At 72.3% G+C, this 18322-nt stretch carries 13 protein-coding genes; 7 read left to right on the top strand and 6 right to left on the bottom strand.

All coding sequences use genetic code 11. The annotated features are described in order from the left end of the window. Positions 1-31: 31 nt before the first annotated feature. The 5 genes from ACWCPF_RS04115 to ACWCPF_RS04095 all read right to left on the bottom strand — a co-directional run bounded on the left by ACWCPF_RS04115 (position 32) and on the right by ACWCPF_RS04095 (position 6054). Positions 32-2134: an NPCBM/NEW2 domain-containing protein gene (locus tag ACWCPF_RS04115; RefSeq protein WP_451043368.1), complete on the bottom strand. Its 2103-nt coding sequence runs from the start codon at positions 2132-2134 to the stop codon at positions 32-34. A 327-nt stretch (positions 2135-2461) separates the two neighbouring features. Further along, positions 2462-2713 carry a hypothetical protein gene (locus ACWCPF_RS04110; RefSeq protein WP_451043367.1) on the bottom strand — a complete coding sequence of 84 codons (252 nt, stop codon included), beginning with the start codon at positions 2711-2713 and terminating at the stop codon, positions 2462-2464. A gap of 202 nt (positions 2714-2915) precedes the next feature. Continuing rightward, complete coding sequence (locus ACWCPF_RS04105) at positions 2916-3713, bottom strand: sugar phosphate isomerase/epimerase family protein (RefSeq protein ID WP_451043491.1); 798 nt, start codon at positions 3711-3713, stop codon at positions 2916-2918. 32 nt (positions 3714-3745) lie between these two features. Then, complete coding sequence (locus ACWCPF_RS04100; protein ID WP_451043366.1) at positions 3746-4900, bottom strand: dihydrodipicolinate synthase family protein; 1155 nt, start codon at positions 4898-4900, stop codon at positions 3746-3748. Then, positions 4897-6054, bottom strand: coding sequence for a Gfo/Idh/MocA family protein (locus ACWCPF_RS04095; RefSeq protein WP_451043365.1), 1158 nt, complete (start codon positions 6052-6054; stop codon positions 4897-4899). Before ACWCPF_RS04095 ends, ACWCPF_RS04100 begins: the two co-directional genes overlap by 4 nt. Positions 6055-6393: 339 nt before the next feature. On the opposite strand from ACWCPF_RS04095, the gene ACWCPF_RS04090 reads away from it, so the two are divergent. The 3 genes from ACWCPF_RS04090 (at position 6394) to ACWCPF_RS04080 (ending at position 8962) form a co-directional block, all read left to right on the top strand. Next, positions 6394-7440 carry a LacI family DNA-binding transcriptional regulator gene (locus ACWCPF_RS04090; protein ID WP_451043490.1) on the top strand — a complete coding sequence of 349 codons (1047 nt, stop codon included), beginning with the start codon at positions 6394-6396 and terminating at the stop codon, positions 7438-7440. After that, the gene (locus ACWCPF_RS04085) at positions 7437-7853 is read left to right on the top strand and encodes a hypothetical protein (protein ID WP_451043364.1); all 417 of its coding nucleotides are present in this window, start codon (positions 7437-7439) and stop codon (positions 7851-7853) included. Before ACWCPF_RS04090 ends, ACWCPF_RS04085 begins: the two co-directional genes overlap by 4 nt. Before the next feature lie 308 nt (positions 7854-8161). Next, positions 8162-8962, top strand: coding sequence for a sugar phosphate isomerase/epimerase family protein (locus ACWCPF_RS04080; RefSeq protein ID WP_451043363.1), 801 nt, complete (start codon positions 8162-8164; stop codon positions 8960-8962). A 476-nt stretch (positions 8963-9438) separates the two neighbouring features. Here the strand turns inward: ACWCPF_RS04080 and aroA are convergent, their stop codons facing one another. Further along, the gene (gene aroA / locus ACWCPF_RS04075) at positions 9439-10704 is read right to left on the bottom strand and encodes a 3-phosphoshikimate 1-carboxyvinyltransferase (RefSeq protein WP_451043362.1); all 1266 of its coding nucleotides are present in this window, start codon (positions 10702-10704) and stop codon (positions 9439-9441) included. 474 nt (positions 10705-11178) lie between these two features. On the opposite strand from aroA, the gene ACWCPF_RS04070 reads away from it, so the two are divergent. The 4 genes from ACWCPF_RS04070 to ACWCPF_RS04055 all read left to right on the top strand — a co-directional run bounded on the left by ACWCPF_RS04070 (position 11179) and on the right by ACWCPF_RS04055 (position 18303). Further along, positions 11179-12963: a glycoside hydrolase family 3 protein gene (locus tag ACWCPF_RS04070; protein ID WP_451043361.1), complete on the top strand. Its 1785-nt coding sequence runs from the start codon at positions 11179-11181 to the stop codon at positions 12961-12963. 123 nt (positions 12964-13086) lie between these two features. Further along, positions 13087-13731: a hypothetical protein gene (locus ACWCPF_RS04065; protein ID WP_451043360.1), complete on the top strand. Its 645-nt coding sequence runs from the start codon at positions 13087-13089 to the stop codon at positions 13729-13731. 67 nt (positions 13732-13798) lie between these two features. Further along, positions 13799-14125, top strand: a complete 327-nt coding sequence (locus tag ACWCPF_RS04060) for a CU044_2847 family protein (protein WP_451043359.1) — start codon at positions 13799-13801, stop codon at positions 14123-14125. Further along, positions 14122-18303: an nSTAND1 domain-containing NTPase gene (locus ACWCPF_RS04055; RefSeq protein WP_451043358.1), complete on the top strand. Its 4182-nt coding sequence runs from the start codon at positions 14122-14124 to the stop codon at positions 18301-18303. Before ACWCPF_RS04060 ends, ACWCPF_RS04055 begins: the two co-directional genes overlap by 4 nt. Positions 18304-18322 lie beyond the last annotated feature (19 nt).

The raw sequence follows: 18322 nt of genomic DNA, 5'->3' as shown, positions 1-18322 counted from the left end.
AGACCTTCAAGATTCTTCCGGCCGAACGGGATCAGCAGGTGGCGTTCAGACCCGCCCAGTCGGCGCGGTCGTTGTAGCCGCCGTCGCCGGCGTCGCCGACCACCAGGTCGAGGACCCGGACGCCGGTCAGGTCGACGTCGGCCTGACGGACGTCGTCGCGGGTCAGCACGCCGCTGTCGAACAGCACCCGGCCGTCACCGATCACCTGGAAGGTCGACGTGCCGCCCTCCGGACCGACGTTGCGCACGGCGTCGTCGATGCCGACGGTCGCCGTCAGCCGGCTGCACTGACCGCCGACGTAGTAACGCACCGTCGACGGCGAGGCGACGCCGATGCCCGTCGGGTGGACCTGGCCGAGCATGCTGATCGGCGACCAGCCGCCGACGCTGTTGTCGACCGTCGGGCTCATCCACCCGCTGGTGGCGCTGATCCACTTGTGGTGCGAGAGCACGACCTCGCCGTCCGGCGCCGCCGGTGCGACGACCACGGCCGTGGACGTCTCCTGCCGCAGTCGGCCCTTGCCGCTCACCTCGTAGGAGGTGGTGGCGGTCAGCGTGCCGCTGCCCGGCTCGGCGGTGGCCGGCAGGGTCACCTCGAAGGCCAGGGTCACGGAGCGGTCGGAGCCGAGCTGCTTCGGCGCATTGCCGAGCGGACGGGCGGTCCAGCCGGCGGGGACCGCCAGCTCGACCCGGGGCGAGGAGACCGGGCGCGGACCGTCGTTGCGGACGCTGACCTCGACGCGGGCCTGGTCGCCGCCGGCGACCACCGGGGCGATCCCGGCCGGCACCGTGTCGCCGCCGACCTGCGTCACCAGCGGAAGACCGGCGACGACGTGCGGAACACCGGGCTTGCCCGTGGCCCGGCTGACCCGGAACAGGGCCGTGCCGTGGGCCGGGACGGCGGCGCTGATGGTGCCGGCGCTCTCGGTGACCTGGTTGGTCCAGGCGTTCTTCAGGGTGAACCGATCGCCGGACAGACCGACCGTCCGCGCCTTCGTGCTCAGGGTCGCCGGGCTGTCGCCCCGGTTCAGCAGCACCACGGCACGGTCGCCGTTGGCCAGCCGCTTCACCCAGGTCTCCGTCGTGCCCGCCGGGCCGACGCGGACGGCCTGGACGCCGGCCTTGTCCTGGTTGATGGCCAGGACATCGCGGTCCGAGATGATGTCAAGCGAGGTCTTGCTGAGCTTGCGGACGTCGCTGCCGATCACCAGCGGCGCGGCGGCCACCGACCAGAGCGTCATCTGGCTGCGGAACTCCTCGTCGGACATCCCCAGTTCGGGTCCGAGGTAGTCCGGGTCGTTGAAGTGCCCCGGCCCGGCGGCCTCGGGGTGCCGCGCGTTCGCGTCGTAGTTGCGCAGCACGTCCTTGAACTTGATCTCGCCGACGAAGCCGACGTCCGTGTACGTCCGCCAGGACTGCGCGATGCCCGGGGCGTAGGACCAGGAGTACGTCGACTGCTGCTCCTCCGGGTAGTTGCCCCAGTCGGGCGAGGTCACCGGGTTGCAGAGGTTGAAGAGCATGGGGCGCTTGCTGGCGTTGTTCCGCAAGGCCTGCGCGAACTCGGTGTAGACGGTCTTCGGGTCGAGGTCCGCGGCGATCCCGCAGAGGTAGTCCACCTTGACCGCGTCGAACTCCAGGGCGGCGAAGTTGTCCGCGTCGCGCTGGTAGTAGCCGTGGCTGCCGAGGCCGCACTTGCCCGGGATGTACGGGCCGGCGTCGGTGTAGATGCCGGCCTTCAGGCCCTTGGAGTGGATGTAGTCGACCAGCGGCTTCAGCCCGTTCGGGAACTGGTCGGGGTTGGGCACCAGGTCGCCGGCCGCGCTGCGGGGCGTGGGCGCCGCCCAGTTGCCGTCGATCCAGACGTACTCGTAGCCGGCGTCGCGCAGACCGCTGCTGACCAGGAAGTCGGTTATCGACCTGATCTCCGCGTCGGTCGGGTCGCCGCCCAGCGCGTAGTAGGTGTTCCAGCCCATGTACGGCGTCGGGCTCAGTACCTCCTGAGGCGCCGACGCCGGGGCCGCGGCCGGGGCCGGGGTCGCTGCCGGGGCGGCTGCCGGGGCCGCCTGGACGGATGCGGGCCCGGCGGCCAGGAGGCCGGTCACGAGGGCGAGGAGGACGGTGAGATGTCGTTTCACATCGGAACCTTCGCTGTCCGATCGATCAGGCGAGCCGAGCCGTCCTGGTCGTGAGTCGGTCTCGGACCAGTCGTTGCCTGCGCACCTGCGGTTTGTTTCCAGGATCTTGCAGCGGCTACCGGCAGGCGTCAACAATAATTCCTAAATTAGGAGTTACTGAAGGAGGAGCGCCTCAGGCACCCCGAGTTCCCTCCGTCGGGCCGGAAGCGCGACGCGGCCCGGCCGGGCATGCCGAAGTCCCGTACCTCGCCTGGGAGTTGGGAGGTACGGGTGAGCGAGGAGTCGGTACGCCGGCGGCGCGCGCTGGACTCAACGGGGCGGTTCCGTCTAGGCCGTGGCTGCACGGTGAGCAGCGGCGGCCTCCCGCATCTTGCGTCGCATCTCGGCGGACTCCTCGTCCGACACATGGCGTCCGAAGCGCTCGGCGAGCAGCGTGCGGGTGCGGTCGGCCCGCTCCTTGATCTGCTCGGGAGTCAGCAGCTGAGCGGCGATGTCCTGTATGAGGACGCGAAGACTGGTGCCTCGCGCCTCGGCCACGGCTGCAAGCCGGTCACGGACTTCAGCGGGTACACGGATCATCACGTCGACCATGCGGCGAGTATGCCGTCCGTATACGACAGTCGCCGGAGAGAGGATCGTTCGCCCCTCTCCGGCCGTCGTGGAGTGCTGGGCGCTCCGCTGGACGTGCCGCGATGTGCCGTCGTTCCGCTGCGGCGCCGTCGTGGCTGGTCGCGCAGTTCCCCGCGCCCCTTCAGGGCGCTGCCGACTTCGCCCGACCCGCTTAGTCCGTGTGTTCCACGAAGCGTTCCGCCGTCTCCGCCAGTACCTCTCGGCCGTTGCGGGACCAGAGTCCGTCGTTGAACAGCTCCACCTCGATGGGGCCCGTGTAGCCGGCCGCCTCGACGTAGGCCTGCCACTCGCGCATGTCGATCGCGCCGTCGCCGATCTGGCCGCGGCCGTTGAGGACGCCCTCGGGGAGGGGGGTCGTCCAGTCGGCGAGCTGGAAGGTGTGGATGCGGCCGCCCGCGCCCGCCCGGGCGATCTGGGCGGGGGCCTGGTCGTCCCACCAGATGTGGTAGGTGTCGACGGTCACGCCGACCTGTTCGGCCGGGAAGCGTTCCGCGATGTCCAGGGCCTGGGTGAGGGTGGAGACCACGCAGCGGTCCGAGGCGAACATGGGGTGGAGGGGCTCGATGGCCAGCTTCACTCCGTGCTGTTCGGCGTAGGGGCCGAGGACGGACAGGGCGTCGGCGATGCGTTCGCGGGCGCCGTGCATGTCCTTGGACCCGGGCGGGAGGCCGCCCGAGACCAGGACCAGGACCTCCGTGCCCAGGGTGGCCGCCTCCTCGATCGCCCGGCGGTTGTCGGCCAGGGCCGCCGTCCGCTCGGCCGGGTCGATCGCCGTGAAGAAGCCGCCGCGGCAGAGAGTGGTGACCGTCAGGCCCGCGTCGCGGATCAGCTTGGCGGTGGCCTCCAGGCCGTACGTCTGGACCGGCTCGCGCCACAGGCCCACGCCGGGGATGCCCAACTCCAGGCAGCCCTCGACCAGTTCGGGCATCGACAGCTGCTTCACCGTCATCTGGTTGATCGAGAAGCGGGAGAGGGATGCGCTCACTGGGTCACTCCGTACAGGGCCAGGAGGGTCTTCATGCGCTCCTCCGCCAGCTTCGGGTCCGGGAACAGGCCCAGGCCGTCCGCGAGTTCGTAGGCGCGCGCGAAGTGCGGGAGGGAGCGGGCCGACTGCAGGCCGCCGACCATGGTGAAGTGCGACTGGTGGCCGGCCAGCCAGGCGAGGAACACCACGCCCGTCTTGTAGAAGCGGGTGGGGGTCTGGAAGAGGTGGCGGGACAACTCCACCGTGGGGTCGAGCAGGGCGCGGAAGCCCGCCGTGTCGCCCGTGTCCAGGACGCGGACCGCTTCCGCCGCCAGCGGGCCCAGCGGGTCGAAGATGCCGAGGAGGGCGTGGCTGAAGCCCTTCTCGTCGCCCGCGATCAGCTCGGGGTAGTTGAAGTCGTCGCCCGTGTAGCAGCGGACGCCCTGCGGCAGCCGGCGGCGGATGTCGATCTCCCGCTGGGCGTCCAGCAGGGAGACCTTGATGCCCTCCACCTTGTCGGGGTGGGCCGCGATCACCTCCAGGAAGGTGTCGGTGGCCGCGTCCAGGTCGGAGGAGCCCCAGTAGCCGTCCAGCGCCGGGTCGAACATCGGGCCCAGCCAGTGCAGGACGACCGGCTCGGCGGCCTGGCGGAGCAGATGGCCGTAGACGTCGAGGTAGTCCTCGGGGGACGAGGCCGCCGCCGCCAGCGCCCGGGACGCCATCAGGATGGACCGGGCCCCGGAGGCCTCCACGAGGGCCAGCTGCTCCTCGTAGGCCGCGCGGACCTCGGCGAGGGTCGCCGGGCCGGTGAGCTGGTCGGTGCCGACGCCGCAGGCGATCAGACCGCCCACCGCCTTGGCCTCGGCCGCCGACCTGCGGATCAGCTCCGCCGCGCCCGCCCAGTCCAGGCCCATGCCGCGCTGGGCGGTGTCCATCGCCTCGGCGACGCCGAGTCCGTGGGACCACAGATGGCGGCGGAAGGCGAGGGTGGCGTCCCAGTCGACGGCCGCGGGGGAATCCGGGGTCGCGTCCGCGAAGGGGTCGGCGACCACGTGGGCCGCCGAGAAGACCGTCCGGGAGGTGAAGGGGGCGCCCGTGGCGAGGGCGAGGGGTTCGGCGCGGGGCTCGTACGCCCGCAGGCGGCCCGTGGAGTCCGGGAGTCGGATCGTCACAGCGTCACCTCGGGGACGTCCAGGCGGCGGCCCTCGGCCGAGGACTTCAGGCCCAGCTCGGCGAGCTGGACGCCGCGGGCGCCGGCCAGCAGGTCCCAGTGGTAGGGCGCGTCGGCGTAGACGTGCCGCAGGAACAGCTCCCACTGCGCCTTGAAGCCGTTGTCGAACTCGCCGTTGTCGGGCACTTCCTGCCACTGGTCGCGGAAGACCTCGGTGGCGGGGATGTCCGGGTTCCAGACCGGCTTGGGGGTGGCGGAGCGGTGCTGGACGCGGCAGTTGCGCAGGCCCGCGACCGCGGAGCCCTCGGTGCCGTCGACCTGGAACTCGACGAGTTCGTCGCGGTTGACGCGGACCGCCCAGGAGGAGTTGATCTGGGCGATGGCGCCGCCGTCGAGCTCGAAGATGCCGTACGCGGCGTCGTCGGCGGTGGCGTCGTAGGGCTTGCCGCTCTCGTCCCAGCGCTGCGGGATGTGGGTGGTGGCGATGGCCTGGACGGACTTCACGCGGCCGAACAGCTCGTGCAGCACGTACTCCCAGTGCGGGAACATGTCGACGACGATGCCGCCGCCGTCCTCGGAACGGTAGTTCCAGGACGGGCGCTGGGCCGCCTGCCAGTCGCCCTCGAAGACCCAGTAGCCGAACTCGCCGCGGATGGACAGGATCCGGCCGAAGAAGCCGCCGTCGATGAGGCGCTTGAGCTTCAGCAGGCCCGGCAGGAACAGCTTGTCCTGGACGACGCCGTGCTTGACGCCCTTCTCGTTCGCCAGCCGGGCCAGCTCCAGGGCGCCGTCGAGCCCGGTGGCCGTCGGCTTCTCGGTGTAGATGTGCTTGCCGGCGGCGATCGCCTTGGTGATCGCCTCCTCACGGGCGGAGGTGACCTGCGCGTCGAAGTAGATCTCGACGGTCGGGTCGGCGAGGACGGCGTCGACGTCCGTGGAGATGTTCTCGGGGTCCAGGCCGTGCTGCTCGGCGAGCGCCCGCAGCGCGTGCTCGCGGCGGCCGACCAGGATCGGCTCCGGCCACAGCACGGTGCCGTCGCCGAGGTCGAGGCCGCCCTGTTCGCGCAGGGCGAGGATGGAGCGGACGAGGTGCTGGCGGTAACCCATCCGCCCGGTCACCCCGTTCATGGCGATACGGACTGTCTTGCGTGTCACGTCGATCCCTTCGTAGGCGTCGTGCGCAGTCGCCTGCGCGATTCGTACGCGGTTGTGCGCGCCGCGTACGCCTCTTCCTGATCAGCGTTACAGCAAGCGCTTTCTATCCAAGGAGAAGCTAGCCTCTGACCAGCGGTCCGGACAAGACCGTGTCCATCTCGAGTTGTTCGAGGGGGCGAACAACGGAGGTCCTGGGCCGTAAGGTCTGCTCGACACGCCCGGAACCGCGCCCGCGAGGCCGCTGTCCACCAGGGCGTACGACGACATATGTCGTCGTGCCACGACGTACGACGACGTACGCCGACGTACGACACGATGCGTTTACCGGAGGACGACGAGATGACGGTGACCCTGGCGGACGTGGCGGCCCGCGCGCAGGTCTCGCCCGCGACGGTGTCGCGCGTGCTGAACGGGAACTACCCCGTGGCGGCCACCACCAGGGAGCGGGTGCTGCGGGCCGTCGACGAGCTGGACTACGTGCTGAACGGGCCGGCCAGCGCGCTGGCCGCGGCGACCTCCGACCTGGTGGGGATTCTCGTCAACGACATCGCCGACCCCTTCTTCGGGATCATGGCGAGCGCGATCCAGCTGGAGATCGGCGGGCCGGGCGGCCGGGCGGGCGGCGAGCGGCTGGCGGTGGTCTGCAACACCGGGGGCTCGCCCGAGCGGGAGCTGACCTATCTGACGCTGCTCCAGCGGCAGCGGGCCGCGGCCGTCGTGCTGACCGGCGGCGCCATCGAGAACGAGCCGCACGCGGCCGCGATGGCGGCGAAGCTGCGCAGGCTCGCGGAGGCGGGCACCCGGGTGGTGCTGTGCGGCCGGCCGCCCGCGCCGGACACCCAGGCGATCGCGCTGACCTTCGACAACCGCGGCGGCGGACGGGAGCTGACCGAGCACCTGATCGGCCTCGGGCATCGCCGCCTCGGCTATATCGCGGGCCCCGAGGAGCGGACGACCACCCGGCACCGACTGGAAGGCCACCGGGCGGCGCTGGCCGCGGCCGGCCTCGAAGAGGACCCGCGCTGGACCGTGCACGGCCGCTACGACCGGCGGGCCGGCTACGAGGCCACGCTCGAACTGCTGCGCCGGGACCCGTCGCTGACGGCGGTCGTCGCCGCGAACGACTCCGTCGCGCTGGGCGCGTGCGCGGCGCTGCGCGACTCCGGGCTGCGCATCCCCGAGGACGTCTCGGTCGCCGGCTTCGACGACCTCCCGTTCAGCATCGACGCGGTGCCCTCGCTGACGACGGTGCGGTTGCCGCTGGCCGAGGCGGGGGCGCGGGCGGGACGCATCGCCATGGGCCGTGAGGAGCCGCCGCCGGGCGGGATCGCCACGGTGCGCGGGGAGTTGATGGTGCGGGGGTCCTCCGGGGTGCCCCGGAGTTGAGGCTGCCCGCCGCCCACGACCGGGGCGAACTTCTCGAGGTCGTCCGGCTCACCGATCCCGCCGGCCCCTTCACCTCCCGGGGGCTGGCGGGCGAGGTCGTCGAGGTCTGGGCCGGGGACGAGGTACGGGAGGCGCTGGCCCTGATCCGCGCCCTGCCGGACAGCGAGCGGTACCGCTGCTTCGTGCCCGGCTGGGGCATCCGCCTCTACGACGACGCCGACCCCGATCCGCTCTTCGAGATCGCGTTCTGCTTCCGCTGCAACGGGGCACGCGTCCTGGGCCGGGATGTCCCGGCGGAGTTGCGCGTCCAGGACTTCGAGGCGGAGAGCGGGGCGGGGCGGGAACTGCTGGGGCGGTTCCGGGCATGCGTACCCGGCGGTCGGCCGGCGAACGAGGGGGCACCCGGCGGCTGAGCGCTGCGCTGGGGGTGCCGTGATGTGACGTCGTTGTTCTGCTGCGGCAGCGTCGTGGCTGGTCGCGCAGTTCCCCGCGCCCCTTTAAGGGCGCTGCCGACTTCGCGCGGCCCGCTTGGGCAGCCCACGGACCGGGGTCCGGCGGCTGAGCGCTGCGCTGGGGGTGCCGTGATGTGACGTCGTTGTTCTGCTGCGGCGCCGTCGTGGCCGGTCGCGCAGTTCCCCGCGCCCCTTCAGGGCGCTGGCGCGGGGCTGGGGTGGGGGGCTTGCGGTGGACCTGGGGGTGGGGGTGGGGTCAGAGTGGGGGCATGAGGTTTGGGTTTTCTACGCTTGGGGTTCCCGGTCTGCCGCTTTCCGAGGTGCTGCGGCTGGCGGTGGCGCACGGTTATCACGGCGTGGAACTGCGCGCCCATCCGGAGGAGCCGGTCCACCCGGGGCTGTCCCCGGACCAACGGGCCGATGTCGCCGCCGAGTTCAAGGCGGCGGGCGTCGACATCCTCGGGGTCGCGGGGTACGCACGGGTCGCCGCGCCGGGGGACGACGAACCGGTGATCGAGGAGATCCGCGGCCTCGTCTCGCTCGCCCGTGATCTCGGGGCGCCCTTCGTCCGCGTCTTTCCCGGCGGTGCGGACGCCCCGTCCCCCGCCGAGGCCGACGCCGTCGCCGCCCGGCGGCTCGGCACCGCCGCCGAGTACGCCGCCGACCTCGGCGTACGCATCCTGCTGGAGACCCATGACTCGCACCGCAGCGGTGCGGACGCCATCCGCATCCTCGGCCCCGTCGGGCACCGGCAGGTGGGTGCGCTGTGGGACGTCATGCACACCTGGCTGAGCGGCGAGCAGCCGCAGGAGACCTACGCGGCGCTCTCCCCGTATCTCGGATACGTGCAGGTCAAGGACATCGCGTCGGCCGAGGACACCACCCCGCTGCCGCTGGGCGCGGGCGTGCTGCCGCTCGCCGAGTGCGTCGAGGTACTGACCCGGCACGGCTGGGACGGGTGGCTGTGCTGGGAGTACGAGAAGCGCTGGTACGAGAGCGCGGAGCCGCTGGCCGGGCTGCTGAGCGGGGGCCGCGAGCATCTGGGGCGGCTGCTCAACGACTCCGCCTGAGCAGCTGTCGCGGGCCGGCGCGCCCGGAACAACGGCTCGATCGTCGGCAGCGGGACCGGTTGGTCTCCCCGGCCGTGCCTCAGCAGCCCGCGGCGGGTGTGTGCGTGCGTCGGCCGCCGCTCCGGCCGTCTGAGCGCTCCGGTGGAGGTGCCGCGAGGTGACGTCGTTTCGCTGCGGCGCCGTCGTGGCTGGTCGCGCAGTTCCCCGCGCCCCTTCAGGGCGCTGCCGACTTCGCCCGGCCCGCTTGGGCAGCGGCCGACCATCGCACCCTGAATTCCGCCGTCCCGTCCAGGCACCAGTCCAGCACCGTCGGCCTTCCCCGCCCGCGCACACCGTCGATCAGCATCACCCGTGCGGGTGACCACCCCACCGATCACCAGCCACCGGACCTCTCGACTCCCGGTCACCACCACCCGTCCGCAGCCACCCTCCACATCCCGGACGACGACGCCGGATCCGCCCTGACGGTGATCCGGCTACCCCTGCCCCGCTCCGCGGGAGCGGGCGCTCACCCCAGCCCCGAAGGACCGGGCGAACGCCTCGTGGAAGCCGGGGAAAGTCTTGCGGACGCAGCCGGGGTCGTCGAACGAGATCCCGGGGACGCGCAGTCCGGTCACCGCGAAGGACATGACGATGCGGTGGTCGCCGTAGGTCTTGACGTCGGCGGCGGTCGGCGCGGCGCCGGGGCGGATCTCGATCCAGTCGGGCCCGGTGACGGCCTCCACGCCCAGCCGCCGGAGGTTCTCCGCGCAGGCCTCCAGCCGGTCGCACTCCTTCACGCGCGTGTTCGCCACGTCCTCGATGCGGACGGGTCCGGAGGCGAAGGGCGCGATCGCGGCAAGGGTCGGCATGGTGTCGGAGATGTCCCGCATGTTGACGGTGACGCCGCGGAGCGTGCCTGTTCCGGCCACGGTCGTGCGGTCCGCGCCGATGTCCACCCGGGCGCCCATCCGGCGCAGGACGTCCACGAAGCGCAGGTCGCCCTGGAGCGCGTCCGTGCCGAGGCCGGGCACGGTCACCTCGCCGCCGGTGAGCGCGGCCGCCGCGAAGAAGTAGCTCGCGGTGGAGGCGTCCGGCTCGATCGCGTAGGTCGTGGCGCGGTAGCCGCCCGGCGGGACGGTGTAGGTGTTCCCCTCGCGGCCGACCTCCACGCCGAACGCCCGCATCATCGCGGTCGTGATCTCGACGTAGGGCGCCGAGACCAGGTCCGTGACGGTGATGCGCAGGCCGGTGCGGGTGAGCGGGCCGAGCAGGAGGAGGGCGGTCAGGTACTGGGAGGACTGGCCGGCGTCCAGCGTCACCTCGCCGCCCTCGACGCCGGCGGCCCGCACGGTCAGCGGGTGGTGGCCCTCCGCTTCCTCGTGCCGCAGGTCCACGCCGAGGTCGCGCAGGGCGCGGGTGAGCGGGAGGAGGGGGCGGCGGCGCATCTGGGGGGAGGCGTCGAAGCGGTAGACGCCGTGGCCGGCGGCGGCGAGGGCCGGCAGGAAGCGGGCCGTGGTCGCGCCGTCCCGGCAGTGGACGTCCGCCTCGGCAAGCGCCGGTCCCTGCGGGCGGCCGTCGATCTGCCAGGCGTCGGGCGTCCGTCCGACGCGGTAGCCGAGCCGCGTCAGGCCCTCGGCGAACCCCTCGGTGTCGTCGGAGCGCAGGGGGCGCTGGAGGGTGGTGACGCCGTCGGCGGCGGCCGCGAGGAAGAGGGCGCGGGCGGTGATGGACTTGGAACCGGGGATGTCGACGAGGGCCATGCCCCTCATGATCCCGCGCCGATCCGCCCGGTCGCCGGTACGTCCACGGGATGGACGACGGTCGGGGCGGTGTCCGCCGGGTGAACAACGGCCGAGGCCGAGGGACATCGGCCGCCCCACGGTCGCCCCACGGATCGCCCCACGCGTTCCCCCACAGGTCGCCCACGCGTCGCCCCACGGGTTCCCTCGTGTCCCGTCCGCCCCGACTTCCGGAAATCCGTGTGCGAGTGGGAACCCTGTCCCCGCCCCGCTCGTCCAATGCCCAAGCTGTCGGATGAGTCACCTCGGTGCGGTGTCGGCCCTCGCCACTGGCTGCGATCGCTGACCCACCCTCTCCGCCGCACCGCGGCCGGCAGCGGAGCCGTCATCGGCGCGCCCCCTCCAATGCGCCGATGACGGCGCCTCCGGGGTAGCGTGCGCGCCACCGGAAGCCCCCCTCGGGCACCGGAAGCCCCCCTCAGGAAGGAACGCACGATGCCCTCCAGACGCACCGTCCTCGCCGCCACCGCCGGCCTCACCGCCGCGCTCGCGGTCGGCGGTACGGCGCATGCGGACGACCGTCGACTCCGCACCCTGCTCTCCCGGATGACGCTGGAGGAGAAGGTCGGCCAGGTCTTCGTCTCGCAGGTGTACGGCCATTCGGCGACCGCGCCCGACCAGGCCGACGCCGAAGCCAACCTCGCCCAGTTCGGCGTGCGCACGGCCGCCGAGCTGATCGCCCGTTACCGGCTCGGCGGGATCATCTACTTCGCCTGGGCGCACAACACCCGCGACCCGCAGCAGATCGCGGCACTGTCCAACGGCATCCAGCGGGCCTCGCTCCAGCAGCCGCGCGGGCTGCCGGCGCTGATCTCCACGGACCAGGAGCACGGGGCCGTCTGCCGGGTGGGCAGACCGGCCACGCTCCTCCCGGGGGCGATGGCGATCGGGGCGGGCGGTTCGCGGGCCGACGCCCGCACGCTCGGGCGGCTCGCGGGCGTCGAGCTGCGCGCGATGGGCATCCGGCAGAACTACTCCCCCGTCGCCGACGTCAACGTCAACCCGGCCAACCCGGTCATCGGCATCCGCTCCTTCGGCGCCGACCCGAAGGCGGTGGCGGGACTGGTGGCGGCGGAGACCGAGGGCTATCAGGCGGCCGGGATCGCGGCGACCGCCAAGCACTTCCCGGGGCACGGGGACACCGCCGTCGACAGCCACTACGGCTTCCCCGTCATCACCCACACGCGCGAGGAGTGGGAGACGCTGGACGCGGAGCCGTTCCGCGCGGCGATCGCCGCCGACATCGACTCCCTGATGACCGCGCACATCCTGGTCCCGTCCCTGGACGACTCCGGCGATCCGGCCACCCTCTCCCGTCCCATCGTCACCGGCATCCTGCGCGAGCAGCTCGGCTATGACGGGGTGGTGGTCACCGACGCCCTCGACATGGCGGGCGTGCGCACGAAGTACGGCGACGACCGGGTGCCCGTGCTCGCGCTCCAGGCGGGCGTCGACCAGCTCCTCAACCCGCCGAAGCTGGACGTGGCCTGGAACGCCGTCCTCAAGGCCGTCCAGGACGGGGAGTTGAGCGAGCAGCGGCTCGACGAAGCGGTGCTGCGGATCCTGCGGCTGAAGGCGCGGCTGGGCCTGTTCGACGAGCCGTACGTCGACGAGAACGAGATCGGCAGGACGGTCGGCACGCCGGCGCACCTCGCGACGGCCGACCGGCTGGCCGCCCGGACGACGACCCTGCTGGTCAACGAGGGCCCGGTGCTGCCGCTGTCCCCCGGTGCCCACCCCCGGCTGCTGGTCGTCGGCGTCGACCCCGCCTCTCCCACCGGCACCACCGGCCCGCCCACCGGCGTCCTGGCCGCCGCTCTCATCGAGCTGGGCTTCCAGGCGACGGCCCTGACGACAGGCTCGGCGCCCTCCGCCGAAAAAATCGCGCAGGCGGTGGCGGCGGCGGACGCGGTCGACGCGGTGGTGGTCACGACGTCCAATGTCACAGCAACCAGTGCCCAGCGCACCCTGGTGGAGCGGCTCACGGCGACGGGGTTGCCGGTGGTCGCAGTAGCAATCCGCAACCCCTACGACATCGCCCAACTCCCCTCTGTCAAAGCCTTCCTGGCCGCCTACTCGTGGACCGACGTCGAGGTGCGGGCCGCCGCCCGGGTCATCGCCGGGAAGGCCGCCCCGCACGGAAAGCTGCCGGTGCCGGTGCGGCGGGCGAACGACCCGACTCAGGTGCTGTACCCGATCGGACACGGTTTGTCGTACTAGGCGTACGCCGGGGGCTCGGCGGGCCTCCCGCACCACGCGTAAAGCGCTCCACGCGGCTGGCGTGCGCCCTGCGTCGCGGGTCACGCTGGTCAGGCCCTGTACCTCGGGCGAACGGGAGATGCCATGCGTGGGAGACGGTCCGTGGACACGCCGGTGGGGTGGGTCCGCTGGGCGCTGGCTTCCGTTCTGGTCTTGACGGGGTGCCAGATCCTGTCCTCCGAGGAGGGGGGCGGCCACGGGTCGTCGACGCCGGCCCGGACGCCGTCCTCGCTGCTGCCCGTGTCCGGGTTCGGCTCGGTCTTCCTCGCCGTGGACGAGTGCAGCTCGTTCGGGTCGACCAGCTTCACCGAGGTGCCGTGCACGGGCGAACGGGCGGCGGCCCGGGTGGTCGCCCGGCACGAGGGAGAAGTCGGCGCGGGCCCGCTCTGTCCGCCGACCACCGACTTCGTGCTGCACATCGGCGAGCAGCCCGCGGAGGGCGGCGCGGGCTCGATCCCGCAGGGCTACGCCTGTATGCGCACCCTCCAGCCGCCCCATCCCGGCGACCCGGGGGCGGGCGGCGGGCCCCGCACGATCGTCGGCGACTGCGTGTACGGCGCGGGCAGCGGGCAGGTCCGCGAGACGCCGTGCGACGGCTCCGGGACACGGAAACCCCAGTACAAGGTGGTGAGGGCGGTGGACGCCCGCGCACACTGCCCGCCGTCCACGGCCCTCTATGTCCAACTCGGCGGCAAGCCGAATCCGGTGGGGTGTGCTCGGCCGGTGTGACCTGTGCGCCCCGCGCAGATGGCCCACCCGGCATGCGGCATATGCCAATGCCAAAGAGGCTGGTGGCATGGTGACTCCGCTGACCCGGATTCCGCTGGACGGCGGAGGATCCGTTCTCGTCGAGCAGCCGTCCGCCGCGTGGGACGGGCCGGTGAAGGCAGGTCGCGTCGGCGACGCCGTGCGTGAGCTGCCGGTGACCCTGCAAGGGGCGCTGGAGCCGATCACCGAGGCCGCCCGCGCCGCCCTCGACCAGCTGCGCAAGGCCCGACCCGACGAGATCACCATCGAGTTCGGAGTCGACCTGGCGGTGGAGGCGGGGGCCGTGATCACCAAGAGCCAGGCCGGTGGCCACCTGAAGGTGACCGTGTCCTGGAAGGGCGACGGCTCCTCGTGACCGCCGCGGAGCACGAGACGCCGGGTGACGACGTCGCTTCCGGTCTGCTGACCGCCGTCGCCCGGATTCTGCGGCCGGACGGCTCGGTCGCCGGGGCGGGCTTCCTGGTGGCCGAGGGGGTCGTGGTCACCTGCGCGCACGTCGTCGAGGCCGCCGGAGGCGGACCAGGAGCGGGGGCCCTGCTGTCCTTTCCGCATGTGGCCGCCGCGGGACGCGTGGAGGGTGACGTCCCGGGCGACCTGTGGCGTCCCGCCGAGGGCGGGGACGTGGCGTTCATCCGGCTGCGGGGCGGTATGCCGACCGGGGCGCGGACGGTCCCGCTGGGCTCGGCGGAGGGGCGCCGGGGCCATGAGGTGCGCTCGTTCGGGTTCCCCGCGCAGGCGCCGCCGGAAGGGCACTTCGGCTTCGGCGTGGCCGGCGACCTGGTGCCGGGCTCGGGCGACCGGGGCCCGCACCTGCAACTGACCGCCGCGAACGATCTCACCACGGGCTTCAGCGGCGGGCCCGTCCTGGACGAGGTGACCGGCCTGGTCATCGGCATGCTCACGGAGATCACCGCGCCGGACGAGTTCGAACGGGGGACGGGCGTCGCGTACGTCACGCCGACCCAGGTCCTGCGGGAGATCCTGCCGGAACTGGCGGAGCAGGAGGTGTGCCCGTACCGGGGGTTGGAGCCGTTCACCGCGGAGCACGCCCGCTGGTTCCAGGGCCGGGCGGACGCGGTACGGCAGGTCGTGACGAACCTGGCCCGCCAACAGCGGCTGACGCTGCTGCTCGGGCCGTCGGGGTCGGGCAAGTCGTCGTTGATCCAGGCGGGGGTGTTGCGGGCGCTGGCGGCGGGGGAGGTGGTGGGAAGCGACCGGTGGCTGCCGGTGCTCGCGCGGCCGAGGCAGGACGTGCTCGCCGAGATCGAGCGGGCGGGGCTGCCCGGGGCGGCCGGTGAGGGCATCGCGGCGGCCGTCAACCGGCGATTGGCGGCCGACTCCTCCTACGAGCGCGTGCTGCTGGTCATCGACCAGTTCGAAGAGCTCCTGGTGCAGACCGCCAGCGGTCGGCTGCGGGAGCTGCTGGGCGTCATCGACGAGGTCGCGACGGCCGCCGACGCGTACACCAAGGTCACCGTGATCCTGATCATGCGCGACGACTTCTATCCCCAACTGGCCTCACTGGCACCCAAGTTGCTGGAGGCCGCCATGCCGGGGCTGCTCAACGTACCGGGCACCCTGAGCCAGCAGGACCTGCACGACATCATCACGCTGCCCGCCCTGGACGTGGGACTCCGGTTCCAGCCGGGGCTGCCCGAGCGGATCATCGGTGACGTCCTGGACATCACGCCCGAGGCGGCGACGACCCGCCAGGCGCCCGTGACCGTACTGCCCCTGCTGGAGATGACACTCAGCCAGCTGTGGCAGCGGCGGCAGGACGGGTACCTGACCCATGAGGCGTACCGGCGTATCGGGGCGGTCAGCGGAAGCGTGACCACATGGTGCGACAGCGCCCTGAGCGAACTGTCCCCCGAGCAACGGCTGATCGCCCGCCGGACGCTGACCTCCCTGGTGCACCCGGCCGACCCCAGCCACCACATCACGGCCGTCCGCACGCAGGTCCCGCTCGACGAGCTGCGCGACCTGGCAGCGGACCCGAGCGACACGCCCGGCGGTGAGAAAACGGCCGTCGACGACGTCATCGCCGCCCTCGCCCGCCATCGCATCATCACCACCCAGACGCTGCGGGCCCCGCAACACCCCGGTGCTCCGCCCGGCGCTCCGCCCGGGGAACCGGTCGCCGAGCTGATCCACGAGGCGCTCATCCGCGACTGGGGCGCGCTGCGTGAGTGGGTCGACCAGGATCACCGTTTCCAGGAGTGGCTCGACCACATCCACAAACGACAGGCCCACTGGGCAGTGGACAAGGACCCGGGGGACCTCCTGGGCGGGACGGCGCTCGCGGAGGGGCTCGAGTGGTCACGGCGACGCCGGCTGCCGGACGACATCGCGACGTTCCTCACGGCGAGCCGACAGCAGCAGCGGGCCAGAATCCGTCGTAGCAGGCGGCTCAACGCGGTGCTCGGCGGTCTGCTGGCACTCGCGCTGATGGCCGCGGGAGGTGCGATCTGGCAGTGGCGGACCGTGGCCGAGGAGCGGCAGGAAGCGGTGTCGCGGCAACTCGCCGCGCAGTCCAACGAGCTTCTGGACACGAACTCCGAGCTCGCCTCGCTCCTGGCCGTTCAGGCCTACCGCAGCAGCCACACGGCCGAGTCCGTCGAAAGCGTGCGGGTCGCCGTCGCGGACCTCCCGATGAACCGGCGCCTGCCGGGTCACACCAGCGATGTGTACCGGGTGGCGTTCAGCCCCGACGGCCGCACCCTCGCCAGCGCCGGCGCCGACATGACGGTGCGGCTGTGGAAGGTCGCCACCGCCAGACACGTCCGCACCCTCAAGGGGCACACCGGCAAGGTGTGGTCCGTGGCGTTCAGCCCCGACGGCCGCACCCTCGCCACCGCAAGCGAAGACCGGACGGCACGCCTGTGGAACGCGAACACCGGCGCCTGCCTCCGCACCCTCAAGGGACACACCGGCGAGGTGACGGGGGTGGCCTTCAGCCCCGACGGCCGCACCCTCGCCACCACCGGCAAGGACAAGACGGCCCGCCTGTGGAACGCGCGGACCGGCGCATACCGCCGCACGCTCAAAGGACACACCGCCGACGTGAACGCGGTGGCCTTCAGTCCCAAAGGCCACACTCTCGCCACCGCCGGCAACGACAAGACGGTCCGTCTGTGGGACGCGCGCACCGGCAAGTACCGCCGCACGCTCAAAGGACACGACGCGGAGGTGAACGCACTGGCCTTCAGCCCCGACGGTCGCACCCTCGCCACCGCCGGCTTCGACTGGGTCACTCAACTCTGGGACGTGGCCGGCGGCAAACCCCGGGTCTCCCTCAGCGGATACACCGACGCGGTGGTCTCGGTGGCTTTCAGCCCGGACGGCAAGACCCTCGCGACCGCGAGTGCCGAACGCCCGGTACGCCTGTGGGACGTGGCCACCGGGACGCCGCGTACCGCCCTCACGGGCCACACCGACCTCGTCTTCGCGGTGGCCTTCAGCCCCGACGGCCGCACCCTCGCCAGCGCCGGCCGTGACAGGGTGGTACGCCTCTGGGACACGGACGTCGGCCAGTCCCGAGCTGTCCTTGCCGGACATACCGAAGCGGTGACCGGAATGGCCTTCAGCCCCGACGGCCACACCATCGCCACCGCGAGCGACGACAAGACGGCGTGGCTGTGGGACGCGGACACCCGCAAACACCGCCGCACCCTCAAGGGACACACCGGCTCGGTGACGGGGGTGGCCTTCAGCCCCGACGGCCGCACCCTCGCCACCGCCGGCGCCGACAAGACAGCACGCCTCTGGGACGCGCGGACCGGCGCATACCGCCGCACCCTCAAGGGACACACCGCCGAGGTGAACGCAGTCGCCTTCAGCCCCGACGGCCACACCATCGCCACCGCCGGCAGCGACAAGACCGTGCGCCTGTGGGACGCGGACACCGGCAAGTACCGCCGCTCCCTCGAAGGACACACCGACACGGTGTGGTCCGTGGCCTTCAGCCGGGACGGCAGAACCATCGCCACCGCCAGCGCGGAAAAAACAGCCCGTCTGTGGGACGCGGACACCGGCAAGCACCGCCGCACCCTCAAAGGACACATCGACGAGGTGAACGCGGTCGCCTTCAGCCCTGACGGCAACAGCATCGCCACCGCGAGCGACGACAAGACGGTGTGGCTGTGGGACGCGGACACCGGCAAGCCGCGCACCGTCCTCAAAGGCCACGCCGCTGAGGTGTACGGGGTGGCATACAGCCCCGACGGCGAAACCATCGCCACGGCGAGCGAAGACGACACGGCACGGCTGTGGGACGCGGACACCGGCAAGACCCGTATCCCCCTCAAAGGACACGCCGCCTGGGTGAACGCGGTCGCCTTCAGCCCCGACGGCCGCACCGTCGCCTCCGCCGGCGCCGACGAGACCGTGCGGCTGTGGAACGCGGACACCGTCGTCGAACCCGGCCAGGCGATCAAGCGGATCTGCCAGGTCGTCGACCGCGACCTGACCTCCCAGGAACGCGCCGCCTACCTCCCCGACGAAGACGTGGCCCCCGTCTGTCCTTCCGACTGACAGGGGCCCGTCCGACACA

The organism is Streptomyces sp. NPDC001858 (assembly GCF_053594615.1).
The sequence above is the reverse complement of the archived record's forward strand: the minus strand, read 5'-3'. Positions and strand labels throughout refer to the sequence as shown.